Annotated in this window: 20 protein-coding genes and 4 tRNA genes; 12 read left to right on the plus strand and 12 right to left on the minus strand. The window is 70.5% G+C overall.

Going from position 1 to position 21,558, the window contains the following annotated elements:
- Window positions 1–100: 100 nt before the first annotated feature.
- The 5 genes from purS to HA039_RS18110 all read left to right on the plus strand — a co-directional run bounded on the left by purS (window position 101) and on the right by HA039_RS18110 (window position 4,465).
- Complete coding sequence (gene purS, locus HA039_RS18090; protein WP_167030863.1) at window positions 101–352, plus strand: phosphoribosylformylglycinamidine synthase subunit PurS; 252 nt, start codon at window positions 101–103, stop codon at window positions 350–352.
- Window positions 349–1,029 (plus strand): phosphoribosylformylglycinamidine synthase subunit PurQ, encoded by a 681-nt coding sequence (gene purQ / locus HA039_RS18095; protein ID WP_167030866.1) that lies wholly within the window; start codon window positions 349–351, stop codon window positions 1,027–1,029. The genes purS and purQ overlap by 4 nt, the downstream gene beginning before the upstream one ends.
- Window positions 1,029–3,278, plus strand: coding sequence for a phosphoribosylformylglycinamidine synthase subunit PurL (gene purL, locus HA039_RS18100; RefSeq protein WP_167030869.1), 2,250 nt, complete (start codon window positions 1,029–1,031; stop codon window positions 3,276–3,278). Before purQ ends, purL begins: the two co-directional genes overlap by 1 nt.
- A gap of 93 nt (window positions 3,279–3,371) precedes the next feature.
- Window positions 3,372–3,578 (plus strand): DUF4177 domain-containing protein, encoded by a 207-nt coding sequence (locus HA039_RS18105; RefSeq protein WP_161310496.1) that lies wholly within the window; start codon window positions 3,372–3,374, stop codon window positions 3,576–3,578.
- An 86-nt stretch (window positions 3,579–3,664) separates the two neighbouring features.
- On the plus strand, window positions 3,665–4,465 hold the full coding sequence (locus tag HA039_RS18110; RefSeq protein ID WP_167030872.1) for a maleylpyruvate isomerase family mycothiol-dependent enzyme: 801 nt from the start codon (window positions 3,665–3,667) through the stop codon (window positions 4,463–4,465).
- A gap of 20 nt (window positions 4,466–4,485) precedes the next feature.
- Here HA039_RS18110 and HA039_RS18115 read toward each other — a convergent pair whose 3' ends face one another.
- The gene (locus tag HA039_RS18115; RefSeq protein ID WP_167030875.1) at window positions 4,486–4,704 is read right to left on the minus strand and encodes a DUF397 domain-containing protein; all 219 of its coding nucleotides are present in this window, start codon (window positions 4,702–4,704) and stop codon (window positions 4,486–4,488) included.
- On the minus strand, window positions 4,701–5,531 hold the full coding sequence (locus tag HA039_RS18120) for a helix-turn-helix domain-containing protein (protein ID WP_167030877.1): 831 nt from the start codon (window positions 5,529–5,531) through the stop codon (window positions 4,701–4,703). Before HA039_RS18120 ends, HA039_RS18115 begins: the two co-directional genes overlap by 4 nt.
- A 182-nt stretch (window positions 5,532–5,713) precedes the next feature.
- Here HA039_RS18120 and HA039_RS18125 point away from each other — a divergent pair, with 182 nt between their 5' ends.
- The 3 genes from HA039_RS18125 to purM all read left to right on the plus strand — a co-directional run bounded on the left by HA039_RS18125 (window position 5,714) and on the right by purM (window position 9,432).
- On the plus strand, window positions 5,714–6,553 hold the full coding sequence (locus HA039_RS18125) for an META domain-containing protein (RefSeq protein ID WP_167030879.1): 840 nt from the start codon (window positions 5,714–5,716) through the stop codon (window positions 6,551–6,553).
- 214 nt (window positions 6,554–6,767) lie between these two features.
- Window positions 6,768–8,291 carry an amidophosphoribosyltransferase gene (purF, locus tag HA039_RS18130; protein WP_161310484.1) on the plus strand — a complete coding sequence of 508 codons (1,524 nt, stop codon included), beginning with the start codon at window positions 6,768–6,770 and terminating at the stop codon, window positions 8,289–8,291.
- 70 nt (window positions 8,292–8,361) lie between these two features.
- Window positions 8,362–9,432, plus strand: a complete 1,071-nt coding sequence (gene purM, locus HA039_RS18135) for a phosphoribosylformylglycinamidine cyclo-ligase (protein WP_167030881.1) — start codon at window positions 8,362–8,364, stop codon at window positions 9,430–9,432.
- Window positions 9,433–9,586: 154 nt separating this feature from the next.
- On the opposite strand, the gene HA039_RS18140 is transcribed toward purM, so the two are convergent.
- Complete coding sequence (locus HA039_RS18140) at window positions 9,587–9,838, minus strand: DUF3073 domain-containing protein (protein WP_167030883.1); 252 nt, start codon at window positions 9,836–9,838, stop codon at window positions 9,587–9,589.
- Window positions 9,839–10,117: 279 nt separating this feature from the next.
- The gene (locus HA039_RS18145; RefSeq protein ID WP_167030885.1) at window positions 10,118–11,200 is read right to left on the minus strand and encodes a Leu/Phe/Val dehydrogenase; all 1,083 of its coding nucleotides are present in this window, start codon (window positions 11,198–11,200) and stop codon (window positions 10,118–10,120) included.
- A gap of 154 nt (window positions 11,201–11,354) precedes the next feature.
- On the opposite strand from HA039_RS18145, the gene HA039_RS18150 reads away from it, so the two are divergent.
- The gene (locus tag HA039_RS18150) at window positions 11,355–12,194 is read left to right on the plus strand and encodes a DUF8083 family protein (RefSeq protein WP_167030887.1); all 840 of its coding nucleotides are present in this window, start codon (window positions 11,355–11,357) and stop codon (window positions 12,192–12,194) included.
- Between the two features lie 587 nt (window positions 12,195–12,781).
- Window positions 12,782–12,988 (plus strand): developmental transcriptional regulator BldC, encoded by a 207-nt coding sequence (gene bldC, locus HA039_RS18155; protein ID WP_003949541.1) that lies wholly within the window; start codon window positions 12,782–12,784, stop codon window positions 12,986–12,988.
- A gap of 439 nt (window positions 12,989–13,427) precedes the next feature.
- Here bldC and HA039_RS34405 read toward each other — a convergent pair whose 3' ends face one another.
- The 8 genes from HA039_RS34405 to HA039_RS18190 form a co-directional block, all read right to left on the minus strand.
- Entirely contained in the window at window positions 13,428–13,667 is a 240-nt protein-coding gene (locus tag HA039_RS34405) for a DUF6274 family protein (protein WP_425086358.1), read from the minus strand.
- A gap of 296 nt (window positions 13,668–13,963) precedes the next feature.
- Window positions 13,964–14,038: transfer RNA gene (locus HA039_RS18160), tRNA-Asp, on the minus strand.
- An 89-nt stretch (window positions 14,039–14,127) separates the two neighbouring features.
- Complete coding sequence (gene hrpA, locus HA039_RS18165) at window positions 14,128–18,096, minus strand: ATP-dependent RNA helicase HrpA (RefSeq protein ID WP_167030889.1); 3,969 nt, start codon at window positions 18,094–18,096, stop codon at window positions 14,128–14,130.
- An 89-nt stretch (window positions 18,097–18,185) separates the two neighbouring features.
- Window positions 18,186–18,262 (minus strand) — tRNA-Phe (locus HA039_RS18170).
- A 20-nt stretch (window positions 18,263–18,282) separates the two neighbouring features.
- Window positions 18,283–18,357, minus strand: a tRNA-Asp gene (locus HA039_RS18175).
- Window positions 18,358–18,396: 39 nt separating this feature from the next.
- A tRNA-Glu gene (locus HA039_RS18180) sits at window positions 18,397–18,469 on the minus strand.
- 81 nt (window positions 18,470–18,550) lie between these two features.
- A complete protein-coding gene (locus tag HA039_RS18185; protein WP_167030892.1) occupies window positions 18,551–20,221 on the minus strand; it encodes a metallophosphoesterase family protein in 1,671 nt (556 codons plus the stop codon).
- A gap of 76 nt (window positions 20,222–20,297) precedes the next feature.
- Window positions 20,298–20,648: a metallopeptidase family protein gene (locus HA039_RS18190; RefSeq protein WP_167030895.1), complete on the minus strand. Its 351-nt coding sequence runs from the start codon at window positions 20,646–20,648 to the stop codon at window positions 20,298–20,300.
- A gap of 74 nt (window positions 20,649–20,722) precedes the next feature.
- Here HA039_RS18190 and HA039_RS18195 point away from each other — a divergent pair, with 74 nt between their 5' ends.
- Both HA039_RS18195 and HA039_RS18200 read left to right on the plus strand, forming a co-directional pair.
- Window positions 20,723–21,163, plus strand: coding sequence for a FluC/FEX family fluoride channel (locus HA039_RS18195; RefSeq protein ID WP_243869538.1), 441 nt, complete (start codon window positions 20,723–20,725; stop codon window positions 21,161–21,163).
- Window positions 21,160–21,528: a fluoride efflux transporter FluC gene (locus HA039_RS18200; RefSeq protein WP_167030901.1), complete on the plus strand. Its 369-nt coding sequence runs from the start codon at window positions 21,160–21,162 to the stop codon at window positions 21,526–21,528. The genes HA039_RS18195 and HA039_RS18200 overlap by 4 nt, the downstream gene beginning before the upstream one ends.
- Window positions 21,529–21,558 lie beyond the last annotated feature (30 nt).

Consider the following 21,558-nt stretch of genomic DNA (forward strand, 5'->3'; position numbering starts at 1 on the left):
ACTCGCGTAGATTTTCCGGCCGGGTACGCTGAGGGGACCTCGGGGGGTCGAGGGGGATTCCCCTGGAGAACACAGCCGCACCACACCACCGGGAGTGCCAGTGGCACGCGTCGTAGTCGACGTCATGCTCAAGCCGGAGATCCTCGACCCGCAGGGCCAGGCGGTGCAGCGCGCGCTGCCCCGGCTGGGCTTCGAGGGGATCGCCGACGTCCGCCAGGGAAAGCGTTTCGAGTTGGAGGTGGACGGGCCGGTCGACGAGGCCGCTCTCGCCCGTATCCACGAGATCGCCGAGACCTTCCTCGCGAACACCGTCATCGAGGACTTCGTCGTGAAGGTCGAGGAGCCGAAGTGACCGCTCGTATCGGAGTCGTCACCTTCCCCGGCACGCTCGACGACCGCGACAGCCTGCGGGCCGTCCGGATCGCCGGCGCGGAGCCCGTCTCCCTGTGGCACCGCGACAAGGACCTCCACCAGGTCGACGCGGTCGTCCTGGCCGGCGGTTTCAGTTACGGGGACTATCTGCGGGCCGGGGCCATCTCCCGGTTCTCGCCCGTCATGGCCACGGTGATCGAGCAGGCGAAGGCCGGTATGCCGGTCCTCGGAATCTGCAACGGCTTCCAGATCCTCACCGAGTCGCATCTGCTGCCGGGCGCCATGCTGCGCAACAACCACCTGCACTTCATCTGCCGCGATCAGAAACTGCGGGTGGAGAGCGCGGACACCGCCTGGACCTCCGACTATTCCGCGGGCCAGGAAATCTCCGTCCCCCTCAAGAACATCGACGGCCGGTACGTCGCCGACGAGCGCACGCTCGACGAGCTGGAGGCCGAGGGCCGGGTCGCGTTCCGCTACCTGGACGGCAACCCGAACGGTTCGCTGCGCGACATCGCCGGCATCTCGAACGCGGCGGGCAACGTCGTCGGCCTGATGCCGCACCCCGAGCACGCCGTGGAGCCGCTGATCGGTACGGGCCGTACCGACGGCCTGGGATTCTTCACCTCGATCCTGAAGAAGCTGGTAAGCGCCTGATGACCCTGGACACCGTCAAGCACGCGAGCGCGACGCCCGACGTCGAACTGCCCTGGAAGGAGCTCGGCCTCAAGGAGGACGAGTACGCCAAGGTCCGCGAGATCCTCGGCCGCCGGCCGACCGGCGCCGAGCTGGCCATGTACTCCGTCATGTGGTCGGAGCACTGCTCGTACAAGAGCAGCAAGGTCCACCTCAAGCAGTTCGGCGACAAGGTCCCCGCCAACGACGCCATGCTCGTCGGCATCGGCGAGAACGCGGGCGTCGTGGACGTCGGCCAGGGGTACGCGGTCACCTTCAAGGTCGAGTCCCACAACCACCCGTCGTACGTCGAGCCCTACCAGGGCGCGGCCACCGGCGTCGGCGGCATCGTGCGCGACATCATCGCGATGGGCGCCCGCCCGGTCGCGGTCGTGGACCCGCTGCGGATGGGCGCGGCCGACCACCCCGACACCCGGCGGGTCCTGCCCGGCGTGGTGGCGGGCATCGGCGGGTACGGCAACTCGCTCGGCCTGCCGAACATCGGCGGCGAGCTCGTCTTCGACGCCTGCTACCAGGGCAACCCGCTGGTCAACGCCGGCGCCATCGGCGTCATGCGGCACGAGGACATCCACCTCGCCAAGGCCTCGGGCCCCGGCAACAAGGTGATCCTGTACGGCGCCCGCACCGGCGGCGACGGCATCGGCGGCGCCTCGATCCTGGCCTCCGAGACGTTCGACGACACCAAGCCGTCGAAGCGTCCCGCCGTCCAGGTCGGCGACCCGTTCCAGGAGAAGCTCCTCATCGAGTGCACGCTGGAGGCCTTCGCCGAGAAGCTCGTCGTCGGCATCCAGGACCTCGGCGCGGCCGGCCTGTCCTGCGCGACGAGCGAGCTGGCGTCGAACGGCTCCGGCGGCATGCGCGTCGAGCTGGACGACGTACCGCTGCGCGACTCCACGCTCTCGCCCGAGGAGATCCTCATGAGCGAGTCGCAGGAACGCATGTGCGCGGTCGTCGAGCCCGACAAGGTCGAGCGGTTCCTCGCGATCTGCGAGAAGTGGGACGTCATCGCCACCGTCGTCGGCGAGGTCACCGACGGCGACCGGCTGGAGATCTTCTGGCACGGCGAGAAGATCGTGGACGTCGACCCGCGCACGGTCGCGCACGACGGCCCCGTCTACAACCGCCCGTTCGCCCGCCCGTCCTGGCAGGACGCCCTCCAGGCCGACGACGCGAACAAGCTGCCGCGGCCCACCACCCCGGAGCAGCTGCGCGAACAGGTCCTGGCGCTGCTGTCGTCGCCGAACCAGGCGTCCAAGGCGTGGGTCACCGACCAGTACGACCGCTTCGTGCAGGGCAACACCGTGCTCGCGCAGCCCGAGGACGCGGGCATGATCCGCGTCAACGAGGAGACCGGCCTCGGCGTCGCCATCGCCACGGACGGCAACGGCCGCTTCACCAAGCTCGACCCGTACACCGGCGCGCAGCTCGCGCTGGCGGAGTCGTACCGCAATGTCGCCGCCTCCGGCGCGAAGCCCCTCGCGATCTCGGACTGCCTGAACTTCGGCTCCCCCGAGGACCCGGACGTCATGTGGCAGTTCGCCGAGGCGATCCGCGGGCTCGCGGACGGCTGCCTCCAGCTCGGTACGCCGGTCACCGGCGGCAACGTCTCGCTCTACAACCAGACGGGCGACGCGGCGATCCACCCGACGCCGGTCGTCGCCGTCCTCGGCGTGATCGACGACGTGGCCCGCCGTACGCCGATCGCCTTCAAGGAAGAGGGCCAGCTCCTCTACCTGCTGGGCGACACCCACGAGGAGTTCGGCGGGTCGGCCTGGTCGCAGGTCGTCCACGACCACCTCGGCGGGCTGCCGCCGAAGGTCGACCTGGAGCGCGAGCGGCTCCTCGGCGAGATCCTGATCTCGGCGTCCCGCGACGGCATGATCGACGCGGCGCACGACCTGAGCGACGGCGGTCTGGTCCAGGCGGTCACCGAGTCCTGCCTGCGCGGCGGGAACGGCGCCCGGCTGGTCGTGCCCGACGGCCTCGACGCCTTCACCTTCCTGTTCAGCGAGTCGGCCGGCCGCGCGGTCGTGTCCGTCCCGCGCAGCGAGGAACTCCGCTTCACCGACATGTGCGGGGCGCGCGGCCTGCCCGCGACCCGCGTCGGTGTGGTGGACGGCGAGGAGATCGAGGTCCAGGGCGAGTTCGGCATCCCGCTGAGCGAGGTCGCGGAGGCCCACCGGGGCACCATCCCCGCGCTCTTCGGCTGATTCGAGCCATGGTTGGCTGGACGCGCACGTGTCCGGACGTGCGTACGCGTCCCGCTGTGCGCACAGGACACGCATGACCGAGGGATGGACCGCATGGCGTTCGAGTACAAGGTCGTGACGTTCCGGGAATCGCTCATCGGCGACGCCCTGGACAGCGACAAGCTGGAGAAGACGCTCAACAAGCACGCCGAGGACGGGTGGGCCCTCAAGGCCATCACCGCGGCGGACGTCAAGGGCCGCATCGGCCCCGGCGCCGTCGAGGGCCTGCTGCTCACCCTGGAGCGTCCGCGCCAGGCGTGAGGTCCGACGGTGTACGGCCCCGAGCCCCCGACCGGTTCTCCGGTCGGGGGCTCGGGGCGTTCCGGCACTCCGTTAGCCTCGCGGTCATGCCCCCGGCCAAGAAGCGATCGCGCAAGTACGACCCCGACAAGACCCGAGCCGCCGTGTCGGCGCAGTTCGCGGCGGTACGGGAAGCCGTCGCCGGCCTCACCGACACCCAACTCGCCGGGCCCGCCACCGGACTCGACGGCTGGACGGTACGGGACCTGGCCGCGCACCTGGCGATGGTCGTCGAGTCGGTCGCCGTCGCCGCCGAGGGACCCGAGGTCGCGCCGGGCGGCCCGGTGGTGGGGCTGGGCGAGTGGCCGTTCGCGACGGCCGCGTACGCGGACGACATCAGCGAGGACGTCCGGACCCTCGCCGCGTCCGCGCCGGTCGCCGAGACGCTCGCGCGGGCCGCGGACCGTTTCGGGGCGGCGCTCCCCGGCGTCCCGGACGACAAGCTGGTGCCGGTACGGGTCGGGACGATGCGGCTGGCGGACTTCCTGGTCACGCGGACGGTCGAGCTGGTCGTCCACACCGACGACCTGAACCGCGCGACCGGCCTGGCCGTCCCGTACGACCGTCAGGCCCTCGCCGCCTGCACGCGGCTGCTCGCGGACGGCCTCGCGGCGAAGGCGCCCGGCGCGTCGACCGAGGTACGGATCCCCCCGTACGCGGTCGTCCAGTGCGTGGAAGGCCCCCGCCACACGCGCGGCACCCCACCCAACGTGGTGGAGACGGACCCCCTCACCTGGATCCGCCTGGCCACGGGCCGCACGACGTGGGCGTCAGCCCTGGACTCGGCGACCGTGACCGCAAGCGGCGAACGCGCGGACCTGTCCGGTCTGCTTCCGTTGATGAGCTGACCGGCTGATCCGGCAGGGCTTTAGAGCAGTTCCGTCTCGGCCGCGAGGGCGACCAGGGCGGTCCACGCGCCGGGGGTCAGCATGAGAACCGGGCCCGTCGGCATCTTGCTGTCCCGTACGGGGACCAGTCCGGTCGCAGTGAGGGCGGCGGGGGCGAACTCGACGCAGTTGCCGCCGTCGGTGTTGCTGTAGCTCGACTTGATCCACTCCACGCGGGACGTTTCCTGCGAAATGCTCATGTGGGAAGTGCCTCCATGGCGGATGCGATGAGGGCGCCGGTCTCACGGGGAGACAGCGCGTTGGCCCTCATCACATCGTAGGCCCGGCGGTGTCGGGCCACATTGGCCGCGTCTTCCAGCAACTGGCCCGTGGTGATGCTCTCTTCGTAAGCGACGCTTGTTCCGTTGTCCAGCGTCAGAAGCGTCAGCGAGCCGCCCAGCAGCGCATGAGCCCCATGCTTGAACGGCAGAACCTGGATGATTCCGACCGGACTGTCCACGAGGGGCAACAGCGCTTCCAACTGGGCCCGCATCACCTCCGGCGCACCGATGGTCCGCCGCAGGACTCCCTCGTCCAGGATCACCGAGAGGTAGGGCCGGGCGGGCCCTTGCAGCAGGCTTCGCCGACCCATGCGCGCCGCGACCTTCTCGTCGATCTCGGCGGCGGTGGATTCGGGGTTGCCCTGCCTGAGGAGTTCGCGCGCGTACGCCTCGGTCTGGGCGAGGCCCGGGACGGTGTGCCCGGAGTACTCCTCGATCGTCACGGCCCGCGCCTCCAGCTCCATGCGCCGCCGGTACTTGTCGGGATGGACCTCGTTGCGAGCCAGCGCGTACAGCTTCGCGAACAGCCCGTCCGTCCCGAACGCCGCGTCCAGCTTGTCCGCCAGGTCCGGCGCGATCATCGCTTGCGCCGTCTCGTACCGGTGCAGCGCACTCCGCGAGTACCGGATGACGGCGGCCAGGTCCTCCAGAGACATCCCAGCCTGTTCCCGCAACCTGCGCATCTCCGCTCCGAACAGGTGCCGGACCGACCGGTCGGGGGTCAGTTCGCGAGGGCGTGGGGTCATGGGGGCGACCTCGATTCTCTGTGGGGGCCCTTCCAGACGTCCGAGACGTCGGCCACTCGGGATCGTATGCAGGAGCGCCGCCCCCTTTCATACGGATGGTGATTCTCCGGTCACGGAGAGGATTCCCGCCCGCCGGGCTCCCGCACGCCTGGGCGCCCGCCCGCATGGAACCGTCCGCCCGTGTGATCCGTCCCACCCGCATGCAGAAGCAGCAGAGCATCACGGTTACCGCGGTCACCGCACTCGCGCTGTTCGGCCTTGCGGCGTGCGGTAGCGAGACCACCTCGACGACGGGGGCGGGGGGTGATGACGCGTCCGTGCGGGAGTCGGCGCTCGCCGGTGTCCGGTGGCACCTGGAGAGCGTGACGGTCGACGGGAGAAGGACCGCCGGGGTGGCGGGGACCTCGCTGGAGTTCGGCGACTCGACGCGGGCGACGCTGGCCACCGGGTGTGACGAGTACGCGGTGGACGTGTCCGTCGCCGGTGACACCGTGACCGTCGGTGGGAAGCGGGCGACGGCGACCGCCTCGTGCACGATGAACCTCGACGCCCTGGACAAGGCGCTGGACGAGGCCTTCACCGGGAAGCTGACAGCGAAGGTGGCCGGCGACCGCCTCACCCTGACCTCCTCCGACGGCGACGTCCTGGCCCTGACCAGCGGATCTCCCGCGCCCCTCACCGGTACGAAGTGGACCGTGAACGCGCTGGCCTCCGACGGGAGCGCGGCGCGGCTGCCCGCCGGGACGGACGGCTCGGCGACCTTCACGCTGGGCGCGGACGGTTCCGTACGGGGCAATCTGGGCTGCAACGGGTTCAGCGCCCGGGCGAAGGTCGCCGGGGACACGATCACGTTCAGCAGGGTGATCTCGACGAAGATGGCTTGTTCCGGCCCCCGGTCGGCGGTCGAGAGGCACCTGGCCAAGGTCCTGCGCGGCACGGTCACGTATGACCTCAACCACGGTGGCCTGTGGCTCACGGGGGAGGACGGCGGACTCGCCGCGCTGCCCGCCCCGAAGGGGTGACGACCGGGTCCCACAGCCTCCGCACCGGCCCGGCACAGGCCCCGCACCGGCCAGGACCGGCCCGTACCCCCGATCCGCGCGCTCCCGGCGAGCCCAGATTCCGCGTACAGGACGAAGCGGCGCGGTTACGGAACGTACGGGCCGGGAGGTCGGAATCCGGCCAGGTCCGATCCCCAATTCGGACCAGTGGTCGATCTCGCCTACACTCGGTGGCGTGCCTCGTGGTGATGGACGACTCAACCACGACCTGCTCCCCGGTGAGAAAGGCCCCCAGGACGCGTGTGGCGTCTTCGGAGTCTGGGCCCCGGGCGAAGAGGTCGCCAAGCTCACCTATTTCGGACTGTATGCCCTGCAGCACCGTGGACAGGAGTCCGCGGGCATCGCAGTGAGCAACGGGTCCCAGATCCTGGTCTTCAAGGACATGGGCCTGGTCTCACAGGTCTTCGACGAAACGTCCCTCGGCTCCCTCCTGGGCCATATCGCGGTGGGCCATGCCCGCTACTCCACCACCGGAGCCTCGGTGTGGGAGAACGCGCAGCCGACCTTCCGGGCCACGGCCCACGGCTCGATCGCGCTCGGTCACAACGGGAACCTGGTCAACACCGCCCAGCTCGCGGAGATGGTCGCCGACCTCCCCAAGGAGAACGGCCGGCCCACGCGCGTGGCCGCCACCAACGACACCGACCTGGTCACGGCGCTCCTCGCCGGCCAGACGGACGACGACGGCAAGCCCCTCACGGTCGAGGAAGCCGCCGCCAAGATCCTGCCCGACGTCCAGGGAGCCTTCTCGCTCGTCTTCATGGACGAGCACACCCTCTACGCCGCCCGTGACCCGCAGGGCATCCGCCCGCTCGTCCTCGGCCGGCTGGAGCGCGGCTGGGTCGTCGCCTCCGAGGGCGCGGCCCTCGACATCTGCGGCGCCTCCTTCGTCCGCGAGATCGAGCCCGGCGAGCTCATCGCCATCGACGAGAACGGTCTGCGCACCCAGCGATTCGCGGAAGCGAAGCCCAAGGGCTGTGTCTTCGAGTACGTCTACCTGGCGCGTCCCGACACGGACATCGCCGGTCGGAACGTGTATCTGTCCCGGGTGGAAATGGGCCGGAAACTCGCGAAAGAAGCACCCGTCGAGGCCGATCTGGTCATAGCGACCCCGGAGTCCGGCACCCCCGCCGCCATCGGCTACGCCGAGGCGAGCGGTATCCCGTACGGCTCGGGCCTGGTCAAGAACGCGTACGTCGGCCGGACCTTCATCCAGCCGTCCCAGACCATCCGCCAGCTGGGCATCCGGCTGAAGCTCAACCCGCTCAAGGAAGTCATCCGGGGCAAGCGCCTGGTGGTCGTGGACGACTCGATCGTCCGCGGCAACACACAGCGCGCGCTCGTCAAGATGCTCCGCGAGGCGGGCGCCGCCGAGGTCCACATCCGGATCTCGTCCCCGCCGGTCAAGTGGCCCTGCTTCTTCGGCATCGACTTCGCGACCCGCGCCGAGCTGATCGCCAACGGCATGACGATCGACGAGATCGGTGTCTCGCTGGGCGCCGACTCCCTCTCGTACATCTCCCTCGACGGGATGATCGAGGCGACCACCATCGCCAAGCCGAACCTCTGCCGTGCCTGCTTCGACGGCGAGTACCCGATGGATCTCCCCGACCCCGAGCTGCTCGGCAAGCAGCTGCTGGAGACCGAGCTCGCGGCAGGACCGGCCAACGCGGCCGCCGAGGCGCTCCGCCGCCCGTAGTTCCGCATCCCCAGGACGACCGGTTCCGCATCCGTTTGCCGACCGCATGACGACAGGAAAGTACTCAGCCATGTCCGATACGACCACTGGTGCCAGCTACGCGGCCGCGGGCGTCGACATCGAAGCCGGTGACCGCGCGGTCGAGCTGATGAAGGAGTGGGTGAAGAAGACGAAGCGCCCCGAGGTCCTCGGCGGCCTCGGCGGTTTCGCCGGCCTCTTCGACGCCTCCGCCCTCAAGCGCTACGAGCGGCCGCTCCTCGCCTCCGCCACCGACGGTGTCGGTACGAAGGTCGACCTGGCCCGCAAGATGGGCGTGTACGACACCATCGGCCACGACCTCGTCGGAATGGTCGTCGACGACCTGGTCGTCTGCGGCGCCGAGCCGCTCTTCATGACCGACTACATCTGCGTCGGCAAGGTCCACCCCGAGCGGGTCGCCGCCATCGTCAAGGGCATCGCGGAAGGCTGCGTCCTCGCGGGCTGCGCCCTGGTCGGCGGCGAGACCGCCGAACACCCCGGGCTGCTCGGCGAGGACGACTTCGACGTCGCCGGCGCGGGGACCGGCGTGGTCGAGGCGGACCAGCTGCTCGGCCCGGATCGTATCCGTACGGGTGACGCGGTGATCGCCATGGCGTCCTCCGGTCTTCACTCCAACGGGTACTCGCTGGTCCGGCACGTGGTCTTCGACCGGGCCGGCTGGTCGCTGGACCGCGAGGTCCCCGAGTTCGGCCGCACCCTCGGCGAGGAACTGCTGGAGCCCACGAAGATCTACTCGCTCGACTGCCTGGCGCTCACCAGGACCACCGAGGTGCACGCGTTCAGCCACGTCACCGGCGGCGGCCTCGCGGCGAACCTCGCCCGGGTCGTCCCGGACGCGCTGCACGCCCGGGTGGACCGCTCGACCTGGACGCCCGGCGCGGTCTTCGACCTCGTCGGCCGCGCGGGGAACGTGGAGCGGCTCGAACTGGAGAAGACGCTGAACATGGGCGTCGGCATGATCGCGGTCGTCCCGGCGGACTCCGCCGACGCGGCCCTGACCACCCTCGCCGACCGGGGCGTCCACGCCTGGGTCGCGGGCGAGATCACCGAGCGCGGCGGCCACGCGACGGGCGCGGCGCTGTCCGGCGACTACGCGGGCTGATTGCGGGAGCCGCCCACGCTGACCGGGTCCTGGGCAGCACAGAACCCGGTCCGGGACCGAAGTCCTGGACCGGGTCGGTGAGACCGCCGGAGAGATCCGGAGCTATGCGGACGTCAGATCGTACGGACTCGATCGACGTCGGACGGTACGGACGTCAAGCGCCGCGGCGCTGCGCCGAGGGTCCGGACTCGTCGTCCTCGTCCTCGTCGTCGTTGTACCGATCCGCATACTGTGCGTACGGGTCATCTTCCTCTTCGTCATCCTCGAACGGCTCCGCGTTCGGCGGTTGACTCGTAGGTGATGCGCCCAGCTCATTGGCCAGACGCGACAGATCTGTCCCGCCGCTGTTGTACTTCAGCTGGCGGGCGACCTTCGTCTGCTTGGCCTTGGCCCGGCCGCGCCCCATGGCTCGACCCCCTCGGTGACGGGGCTCGACGGCCCCAGAGTCTTGACACGCGTTCATAATTCAGAACGAGCTCTCCGCGGAGAGACCCGTCCGTAGGCTTCAACGGTACCTGCTTCCGCGGCCATACGGTACGCCGCCCGCAGGACGCGCCTCGGCTCCGGACCTGCGAAGCGCGCCGTCCTCGCTGGTCAGCTGCGATTTTAACCTCTTATTGAGGGGCGACCCGCCGACCGGGGGTGAGTCTCGTCTCCCCGTGCGGGTACGGCCGCCCCTCCACGCTCACCGGGGGCGGGCCTCGGCCATCCGGTGCTCGGCGATCCTGTCGGCCGCCGCGGCCGGCGGAATCCCGTCCTCCTTCGCACGTGCGAAGATGGAAAGAGTGGTGTCGAAGATCTTCGCGGCCTTCGCGCGGCACCGCTCGAAGTCGAACCCGTTCAGCTCGTCGGCGACCTGGATGACCCCGCCGGCGTTGACCACGTAGTCGGGCGCGTAGAGGATCCCGCGGTCGGCGAGGTCCTTCTCGACGCCCGGGTGGGCGAGCTGGTTGTTGGCCGCCCCGCACACCACCGTCGCGGTGAGGGCGGGCACGGTGACGTCGTCCAGCACGCCGCCGAGCGCGCAGGGCGCGTAGATGTCCAGGCCCTCGGTACGGATCAGGGTGTCGGTGTCGGCGACGACGGTGACCTCGGGATACAGGTCCGTGAGGCGCCGTACGGACTCGTCCCGCACGTCCGTGACGACCACGCGCGCCCCGTCCTGGAGCAGGTGCCCGACCAGGTGGTGCCCGACCTTGCCGACGCCCGCGACGCCCACGGTCCTGCCCCGCAGCGACGGGTCGCCCCACTGGTGCTCGGCGCTGGCGCGCATGCCCTGGAAGACCCCGAAGGCCGTCAGCACGGACGAGTCGCCGGCGCCGCCGTTCTCGGGGGAGCGGCCGGTGGTCCAGCGGCACTCGCGGGCCACCACGTCCATGTCCGCCACGTACGTGCCGACGTCGCAGGCCGTGACGTACCGGCCGCCGAGCGAGGCGACGAACCGCCCGTGCGCGAGGAGCAGCTCCTCCGACTTGATCTGCTCCGGGTCGCCGATGATCACGGCCTTGCCGCCGCCGTGGTCGAGCCCGGCCAGGGCGTTCTTGTACGACATGCCCCGGGAGAGGTTCAGCGCGTCGGCGACGGCCGCCTCCTCGGAGGCGTACGGGTAGAAGCGGGTGCCGCCCAGGCCGGGGCCCAGGGCGGTCGAGTGGAGGGCGATGACGGCCTTGAGGCCGCTGCGGCGGTCCTGGCAGAGCACGACCTGCTCGTGGCCACCCTGCTCCGATCGGAACAGGGTGTGCAGGACGCCGTCGGTCACATCGGTCACGGTGGTGACTCCCAAGGTACGAAGCGGCGGAAAGCCCCTCCGGCGGGTGGGGAGGGACCAGTTGGGCACGAGAGTAGATCCCCCGGGCGGTGCGCTCGGGCCGCAGTGCCGAGGATCACCCTCCCGGGGAGTGCGGGCATGAAACGATCCCGTCATGCCGGCGGTGTCTTCTGTACTTGTCCCTTACGCGTCCTACCTGCGGGTGTACGAGCCGCTGGCCGCCTTTCCCGAGCCCGAACGGAGCCACTGGGCGCGTTATGCCCAGCGGGACCGTACGCCGACCGCACAGGACGAACTACGGCGTTCCCTGGCCGACTTGCTGCCCACGCCGCCCGTCCCCGTACCGGTCCACGAGAGCGGTGACGCCTTCGTGACGGAGGTTGACGGCGTGGTGTGCGTCTGCCCGTGGCGGACCCGGCTGCGCGGCTGGCTGGCGCTGGAGGAGCTGGGCGACGTCCTGCCGCTGCCGCTGCTGGACGCGGTGCTGCCGCCGGTGGTGCGCGGGCAGGCGGCGGCGGACTACGAGCGCTGGCGGGACCTGAACCCGGACGCGCGGCCGTGGATCAGGACGGCGGTCTGGCAGGTGCCGGTGCGCTGGTTCACGCTCTTCTCGGACGCCGAGCGGCTGTACGAGGCGGCGGGCGACGGCGCGGCCGTGATGCGCTACCGGACCGAGATGGTGCAGGCGCGGCGGCGGCTGGCCCGCGCGCTGAGGACGCTGCGGGAGACGGTCGACGACGGGCCGCTGATCGACGGCCTCGTGGACATCGGGCGGTGGCTGGAGGAGTTCCACCCGCGCTCGCTGGTCGAGCTGGACTACGGCGGCCTCGTGCACGTCCTGTCGGGGGCGCGCCTGGCGGGTGACCGCTCGGCCGCCGACGTGGCGGCGGGGATCGCGGCGCTGCGGGAGGGCGACGGCGCCGGCGCCGGGGAGGCGTACGGGCGGCTCACGGAGCGCTGGAAGGCGATCAGGGACATGCAGTTCGCGAACTGACGCGGACGGACGCGGACGGACGAGGGCCGGCGCGGACGCTGACGTGCCGGGCGGAACGGGGCGCGCCCCTCGGTTCGGGGGCCGCCCGGGTCCCGGCTCGGCTGTCCGGACAGGACTGGACATGTTCGTACCTGTCCAGGCCGGAAGTCCTGATACGGGGCTTATACCTCTCAAGCGTGACGGACCGCACTAACGGGGCTCTTGCGCCCATCACCCCTCCTCGTGTCAAAATAGGACAAGGAGTCCGGGGAGGGCTCCTTCCGCCCAACTAGGGGCGGAATGCTCAGCATTGCACGCTATGCGGGGGGCCCTGATGACTCCCGATGCCTCTGTGACTGATCGTCACTGGGGCATAACTGTCCGCTATGGCATGGTCCATCGGCTTCCGCCGCTGATGAACACCTCAGAGGGCAATTCCATCGGTTTGGCCGACGTGGCTGGACGGATGGTGTAGTTGTAGTGCCGAGGACAAGCCGTTCGTCCTATAACCGACTCGGCCCGCGTCTGCCATTTCGGGCAACGCGGGTCAAGGTGCAGAATTTAGAGGAAAGAACCGAGATGGTTCGGTTCTCCCGAGGAGGCCGCTCATGACCGCTCGCACCCCTGACGCCGAGCCGCTGCTGACCCCGGCTGAGGTTGCCACGATGTTCCGTGTGGACCCGAAGACGGTCACACGCTGGGCAAAGGCCGGCAAGCTCACGTCCATCCGCACGCTCGGTGGGCATCGCCGGTATCGCGAGGCAGAGGTTCGCGCACTGCTCGCGGGCATTCCGCAGCAGCGCAGCGAGGCCTGACCAACCGATCAGGGCTCAACCGCCTGACCTCACCGTCAGGTGATCCACAACCAGGGAACAGCCGGGCCCCCAACTCGGTCTCCCGCCCCCAAGGCTCCACGCGACGGGTGCCTGCCCCAACAGGTCCCATGCCCTCACCATTTGGGTAAGTCGTCGGCCGCGCTGGACTCCGCCGAGTCCAGCGCGGTCTTTTTTGTGCCCGCGTCCGGCCCCGGGAGGGGGCTGTCCGGCGCCTGTCAGGACGCTGTGTGGAGGGTGGGGCGGATGCTTCTGGAGGGGTTCGGAGGAGGGTGCCATTGCACATATTAAATTGCCGGATTGTAGGGCGGGCGTAAGTGACCCTCTGGTAGAAAATGGTTCGGTGACTCCCGTCACACTTCGCGGGCCTTGCCAAGGACGGTTCGGCGCCTGCCCTGATCACCGTGATTCAGTCCTGGGCTCACTCTTCCGTGTCTGTTTCGGTGGGCGACGGGGTGTCGGACCGGTCGTCGGGCCGGGTGCCGGGGTAGGCGTCCGGATAGCCGTCCGGCCCCGACACCGGTTCCATGGCGAGCCGTTGGAGGCGATGGCAGACCCCGCAGCGACGTGTCAGGTGCCCCTGACCCGCCGCGGCCGCCAGATGGGCACGCAGCAGTGCCCGAGTCTCGTGTCTCGTCGCTGAAGCCGCCACGCCCACCACCCCCGGTGCGGGTCCCCGGCCACGGGAAAGGGGACCCTCATCTGTAGGTACCCCCGCCGGAAGACGTCGTCAAGGCGCCCCGGAGCCCCCGCTGCGGATTTGGGCCTTCCGTGACTGCGGCGTGGAAGGGCCTTTCCCCGTACGAGAGGACCACTTGCCCACCCGGTAAGGAGCCGCTCCGGGACCGCCGGCCCGGGGGCCGCCCCTGAGGCCGCCCCGGGCAGCCGCCCGACGGCCGGCCGCGCGCGGGCATGAAGAAGGCCCCGCGTCCACGACGCGGGGCCTTCTCGATACTGCGGTCCTGACGGGATTTGAACCCGCGGCCTCCACCTTGACAGGGTGGCGAGCACTCCAAACTGCTCCACAGGACCAGATTCGCGGCCGCTTTCACCCGGCTGCGAAACGAGACTCTACAGCAGCTCGGAGGGTGCGGTCGAACTGACCGGCGGCGGCCCCCCGGTCACGGGGCGGCCGCGTCGATCGCCTTCACGATCCGCTTGTCCGAGACGGGCTGCGACGTCCCCAGCGCGTGCGCGAAGTAGCTCACCCGCAGCTCCTCGATCATCCAGCGGATGTCCAGGACCTCCCGCGGCACCGGCCGGCCGCGCGGCAGCTGTTCGAGCAGCCACGCGTACTCGTCCCGCATCTCGTGGACCTTCTCCATGCGTGTCGTGTCGCGCTGGACGTTGGTCGGCATCTGCTGCAACCGCCGGTCCACCGCGACCAGGTAGCGCATCAGGTCCGGCAGCCGCCGCAGCCCCGTACGCGTCACGAAGCCGGCCGGTACGAGGGCCGCCAGCTGGTCCTTGACGTCCTGCACGTTGTTCAGCAGCACCAGGCTGTTCGTGGCCTTCAGACGGCGCTCACAGGCCTGCCAGGCCGCCAGGATCTGCTGCACCTGGCCGACCGTCCGTACCGTCGCGTCCACGAGGTCGGCGCGGACCTTGTCGTACAGCTTCCGGAACGATTCCTCGTCCCAGGCCGGACCCCCGTGGTCGGCGATCAGCTTGTCCGCCGCCGCCGTGGCGCAGTCCTCGAACAGCGCCTGCACCGAGCCGTGCGGATTGCGGGACAGCGCGAGCTTGTGCTGGTTGGTCAGCTTGTCCGAGGCGAACTTCGCCGGGTTCACCGGGATGTTGAGCAGGATCAGCCGCCGGGTCCCCGCCCACATCGCCTGCTGCTGCTCGGCCTCCGTGTCGAAGAGCCGTACGGACACGGTCGCGCCCTGGTCGACCAGCGCGGGGTACGCCTTGACCGGCTGCCCGGCCCGCCGTGTCTCGAAGATCCGGACCAGCGACCCGATCGTCCAGTCCGTCAGCCCCGACCGCTCGATGGCCTCCCCGCCGTCCCGCTCCGCGGTCGCCGCGGCGGCCTTGGAGAGGGCCTGGCGGGCCTTGGGCCGCAGCTGGAGCTTGAGCGCGTCCAGATCCTTGTCCTCGGCGAGCCGCTTGCGCCGCTCGTCCACGATCCGGAACGTGATCCTGAGGTGGTCCGGGATCCGCGAGAGATCGAAGTCGTCGCCCGTCACGGGCACCCCGACCATCCGCTGGAGCTCCCGGGCCAGCGTGACCGGCAGCGGCTCCTGGAGGGGCACCGCGCGCTCCAGGAAGGCCTTCGCGTAGTTCGGTGCCGGTACGTAGTGCCGGCGGATCGGCTTGGGCAGCGAGCGGATCAGCTCCACCACGACCTCCTCGCGCAGGCCGGGGATCTGCCAGTCGAAGCCCTCCGAGGTGACCTGGTTCAGGACCTGGAGCGGTACGTGGACCGTCACGCCGTCCGCGTCCGCGCCCGGCTCGAACTGGTACGTCACCCGGAACTTGAGAGCGCCCTGTTTCCAGGAGTCCGGATAGTCGTCCTTGGTGACCGCCCCGGCCGCCTTCTCCCGGATGAGCATCGACCGCTCGAAGTCGAGCAGCTCCGGCTCGTCCCGCCGCTTCGCCTTCCACCACGCGTCGAAGTGCGCCCCCGAGACGACGTCCTCGGGCACCCGCTCGTCGTAGAAGTCGTACAGCGTCTCGTCGTCCACGAGGATGTCGCGGCGCCGGGCGCGGTGCTCCAACTCCTCGACCTCGCCCAGCAGTTTGCGATTGTCATGGAAGAACTGGTGGTGCGTGCGCCAGTCGCCCTCCACGAGCGCGTTGCGGATGAACAGCTCGCGCGAGGCCTCCGGGTCGATCCGGCCGAAGTTCACCTTCCGCTGGGCGACGATCGGCACGCCGTACAGCGTGACCTTCTCGTACGCCATCACGGCCGCCATGTCCTTCTCCCAGTGCGGCTCGCTGTACGTCCGCTTGAGGAGGTGGCCGGCCAGCGGCTCGATCCACTCGGGCTCGACCTTGGCGTTGACCCGCGCCCACAGGCGCGAGGTCTCCACCAGCTCGGCCGACATGATGAACCGCGGCGGCTTCTTGAAGAGCGCCGAGCCCGGGAAGATCGCGAACTTCGCGCTGCGGGCGCCCAGATACTCGTTCTTCGTCGCGGCGCCCTTGCCCGTCTCGCGGCCGGCGTCCTTCACGTCCTTCATGCCGATGTGCGACAACAGGCCCGCCAGCAGCGACACATGGACGGACTGGTCGGGCGCGTTCGACTCGTCGTCGCCGAGCTGGAGGCCCATCTGCTTGGCGACCGTGCGCAGTTGGGAGTAGATGTCCTGCCACTCCCTGATCCGCAGGAAGTTCAGGAACTCCGACTTGCACATCCGCCGGAACGCGGAGGACGACAGGGCCTTCTGCTGCTCGCGTACGTACCGCCACAGGTTGAGGAACGCCAGGAAGTCGGACGTCTCGTCACGGAAGCGGGCGTGGTGCTGGTCGGCCTGCGTCTGCTTCTCGGCCGGGCGCTCGCGCGGGTCCTGGATGGACAGCGCGGCCGCGATCACCATGACCTCGCGCACGCAGCCGTTGCGGTCGGCCTCGATCACCATCCGCGCCAGGCGCGGGTCTACGGGGAGCTGCGACAGCTTGCGCCCCAATGGCGTCAGCTTCTTTTTGGCGTCCTTCTGCTCTGGGTCCAGCGCCCCCAGCTCCTGCAACAGCTGCACGCCGTCCCGGATGTTGCGGTGGTCGGGCGGGTCCAGGAAGGGGAACTTCTCGATCTCGCCGAGGCCGGCCGCGGTCATCTGGAGGATGACGGAGGCCAGGTTCGTACGGAGGATCTCGGCGTCCGTGAACTCGGGGCGCGACTCGAAGTCGTCCTCCGAGTACAGCCGGATACAGATGCCGTCCGACGTACGGCCGCAGCGGCCCTTGCGCTGGTTGGCGCTGGCCTGCGAGATCCGCTCGATGGGCAGCCGCTGGACCTTGGTGCGGTGGCTGTAGCGGGAGATGCGGGCGTTGCCCGGGTCGATCACGTACTTGATGCCGGGGACGGTCAGCGAGGTCTCGGCGACGTTCGTCGCCAGCACGATCCTGCGGCCGCTGTGGCGCTGGAAGACGCGGTGCTGCTCGGCGTGCGAGAGCCGGGCGTAGAGGGGGAGCACTTCCGTACCGCGCAGCTTGCGCTTCTCCAGGGCGTCCGCGGTATCGCGGATCTCCCGCTCGCCGGACAGGAAGACGAGGATGTCGCCAGGACCCGCCGCCTGGAGCTCGTCGACGGCCTCGGAGATCGCGGTGATCTGGTCGCGGTCGCCGTCCTCGCCCTCCTCCTCCAGCAGCGGGCGGTAGCGGACCTCCACCGGATACGTACGGCCCGAGACCTCCACGATCGGCGCGTCGCCGAAGTGCCGCGAGAACCGCTCGGGGTCGATCGTCGCCGACGTGATCACGAGCTTGAGATCGGGGCGCCGGGGCAGCAACTGGGCCAGATACCCCAGCAGGAAGTCGATGTTGAGGCTCCGCTCGTGGGCCTCGTCGATGATGATCGTGTCGTACGCCAGCAGGTCGCGGTCCGTCTGGATCTCCGCGAGCAGGATGCCGTCCGTCATCAGCTTCACGAACGTCGCGTCCTGGTTCACCTGGTCGGTGAACCGCACCTTCCAGCCGACGGCCTCGCCCAGCGGGGTGTCCAGCTCCTCGGCCACCCGCTCGGCGACCGTACGGGCCGCGATCCGGCGGGGCTGGGTGTGGCCGATCATCCCCCGCACGCCACGGCCCAGTTCCAGACAGATCTTGGGGATCTGCGTGGTCTTCCCCGACCCGGTCTCGCCCGCGACGATCACGACCTGGTGGTCGCGTATCGCCTCCAGGATCGTGTCCTTCTTCTGGCTGACGGGCAGCTGCTCGGGATACGAGACCGCGGGCACACGCGCCCCACGTGCCCGCGTCCGCCCGGCGGCCTTCTCGGCCTCACGGGCGATCTCGTCGAGCACGGCTTGCCGCGCCTCGGGCTTACGGATGCGCCGGGAGCCCTCGAGCCGGCGGCCGAGCCGCTGCGCGTCACGCAGCGAGACCTCGTCCAGCAGGGTCGACAGGTCGGCGAAGGAAGTAGACATACCGAGCCCAGGATCTCACCCCGTACCGGAAGTCGGCGAATGTGTTTCGCCCACGCGAAAAGCCCCGATCGGTGATCGGGGCTTCCGGGTGGTGGCTGGGGCCGGGATCGAACCGGCGACCTATCGCTTTTCAGGCGATCGCTCGTACCAACTGAGCTACCCAGCCACGCGGCCTCACGGCCGCAGCGGTCCTGACGGGATTTGAACCCGCGGCCTCCACCTTGACAGGGTGGCGAGCACTCCAAACTGCTCCACAGGACCAAGCAATGTGCGAGAGCGAGTCTCGCACACGGTGACGCGTACCCCCAACGGGATTCGAACCCGTGCTACCGCCGTGAAAGGGCGGCGTCCTGGGCCACTAGACGATGGGGGCTAATGGGCCCGCCTGGGCGCTTCGCCAGCGCGTCGGGGACGTGAGAAGCATATGGGATGGCGGAGATATCGCCAAAACGTATTAGGGGGAGGGGGTGGTGGGGCCTGAGCGGCCGGCGGGTGCGCCGGACGGCGCGGTCGGTGACGGGCTCGGGCCGGTGCCCGGGGTGCCGGCCTCCTTCGGGAGGTGGCGGCTCACCTCCGCCGTCGTCAGGCCGAGCCCGCCGAGCGTGATCTCGTCCCAGGCCTGGAGCCGCTTCGTCGTCCGGTCCAGGTAGAGGATCGAGGCCCGTACCTTCTCCGGCTTGTCGTTCTGCACGGCGCGCAGCCCGCCCCCGCCCGTCGACCCCTCGATCTTGAGGCGCGTGCCCAGCGGCATGATCTCCGTCTCGCGGTGGTGGACGTGGCCCGCCAGGACCAGCGGGACCAGCCCGTCCGTCTCCCGCGCGGCCACCGGCTCGTGGGCGACCGCGATGTCCACGGGGGTGCCGGCCTGCCGCTGGTCGCGCAGGGCGGAGGCGAAGCGGAGGCCCGCCATGCGTTCGGCCGGGTCGCCCTGCGCCTTCACCGAGCGGTCGGGGGTGAACTGCGGGTCGCCGATGCCCGCGATCCGGACCCCGCCGACGGTCACGGCCCGGCCCTCGTCCAGCACCCGGACGTTCCGCATCCGCTGGAGGTAGCGCTGGGTTGTCTGCGAGTCGTGGTTCCCGCGGACCCAGACATAGGGGACACCGAGGTCGGCGATCGGGTCGAGGAAACCGTTCTCGGCGGCCGACCCGTGGTCCATCGTGTCGCCGGAGTCGACGACGACGTCGATCCCGTACTGCTCCACGAGCGAGCCGATGATGTGCCAGGCGGCCGGGTTGAGGTGGATGTCGGAGACGTGCAGGACCCGCAGGGTGGTGGGGTCCGGCTGGTACGCGGGGAGCGTCGCGGTCGCGTCGTACAGCTTGGTCACGTTGGTGACCAGGCGCGCCAGCTCCTTCTGGTAGACGTCGAAGTCGGAGACGATCGAGCGGGCGCTGCCGACGACCTGGGGGGCCGAGGAGAGCAGGCCCGAGAACCTGGGCTCCAGCACCGACTTCGGGTTCCAGGTCGCGTACGCGCCGGCGGCGGAGGCGGCCAGCAGCGTGAGGGCGAGGCCGCCGGCGGCCAGGGCGCGGCGGGGGCGGCGGTAGACGACGAGGGCGAGGGCGGTGGCGCCGGAGACGACGGCGACGCAGGACCGTACCGCCAGCTCCGTGGCACCGGCCCCGACGTCGTGCGCGACCTCCTCCTGGAGGCCCGAGAGGCGCTCGGGGTGGTCGACGAGGGCCTGGGAGCGCACCGGGTCGAGGCGGTCGACGTCGACGTCGAGGCGCAGGGGCGCGGTGTGCGAGGCGAGTTCGAGGGAGCCGAGTGGCGAGACGTTGATCCGGGTGCCGCCGGTGAGGGACGGCCGCAGGGCCATCTTGGTGTCCATCGGGCCGACGGGCGTCCGGACGCCGCCCACGGCCAGCAGCCCGAGCCAGGCGCCGAGGAGGACGACGGCGAGGAGGGCGACGGAGCGGGTGAAGGGGTGCGGGGCGGGGTGGAGGGTGCGCGTGCGCGTGCGGGGGAGGCGGCGGAGGGTGCGGGTGGTGGCGGGGCGGTGACCCGGCCGGTGGCCCCGGGGGCGGAGGCGTGCGAGGCGGTTCGGGAGGGCGCTCCGGAGGCGGCCCCGGATTCCGGTGGGCGTGGCGCGGACGGGGGAGCGGTCTGCGTCACGGGGCATTGGGCGCGTATGCCCAAGCCCCGGGCGCGCCATGCGCGGCCCGCGGGCTGATCCGCGAAGAGCCGCCGGACAGGCGCTACCCCCAGCCCAGCTCGTGGAGGCGCTCGTCGTCGATGCCGAAATGGTGGGCGATCTCGTGGACCACGGTCACGGCCACCTCGTGCACCACGTCCTCCCGCGTCTCGCAGTAGCGGAGGGTCGGGCCCATGTAGATGGAGATGCGGTCCGGCAGTACGCCCGCGTACCACTCGCCGCGGTCGGTCAGGGGCGTGCCCTCGTAGAGGCCGAGGAGTTCGGGGTCGTCGGCGGCGGGTTCGTCCTCCACGAACACGGCCACGTTGTCCATGACCCGGGTCAGCTCCGGCGGGATCCGGTCCAGGGCCTCGCCGACCAGTTCTTCGAACGCGTCACGCGTCATCTCCAGCACCCGGCCATTGTCCGCGAAAACCCTGTGCCGTGGTGGGCCGGGACGAGTTCGGAGAGGCGAGCACAATGAGCGTCATGGCTGATCGTCCTCCTGCCCCGCCCGCCCCCCGCGCCGAGACCGCCGGGGAGCGGCAGTGGCCGGTGCTCGCCGTGATCTCGGCGGGCGGCGCCGCGGGCGCCTCCGCGCGGTACGGCGCCGACCTCGTGTGGCCCGTCGCCCCCGGCGCCTTCCCCTGGACGACCTTCGGGATCAACGTGCTCGGCTGCGCGCTGATCGGCGTCCTGATGGCCCTGGTCGCCGAGGACGGGCGGTCGGCGCACCGGCTCGTACGGCCGTTCCTCGGGGTGGGAGTGCTGGGCGGCTTCACGACCTTCTCGACGTACGCGCTGGACTTCCACGGCCTGCTGGGCCGTCACGCGTACGCCACGGCCTTCGCGTACGCGGCCGGGACGCTCGCCGCGGCGCTGGCGGCGGTCTCGGCGGCGGCGCTGGTGACCCGGCGGGTGGTCCGGTGAACTGGCTGCTGGTGATCGCGGGCGCGGTGGTGGGCGCGCCCCTGCGCTACCTGACGGACCGTGCGGTGCAGGCGCGGTGGGCCGGCCGCGCGAACTACCCCTGGGGCACGTTCACCGTGAACGTGGGCGGGAGCCTGGTCCTCGGGTTCGTGTCCGGCGCGGCGGTGTCGTCCGGGACGTTCGCGCTGATCGGTACAGGCTTCTGCGGCGCGCTCACGACGTACTCGACGTTCTCGTACGAGACGCTGCGGCTCGCCGAACGCGGGCGGGGGCTCCTCGCGGCGGCGAACGTGGCGCTGTCGGTCCTGGCCGGGCTCGGCGCGGTGACCCTCGGGATCGAGCTGGCGCGGAGCTGGGTGGGGTAGGTGGGCGGCTCGGGTGCGCGGCCGGGCGGC

The organism is Streptomyces liangshanensis (assembly GCF_011694815.1).
Classification (GTDB): Bacteria; Actinomycetota; Actinomycetes; order Streptomycetales; family Streptomycetaceae; genus Streptomyces; species Streptomyces liangshanensis.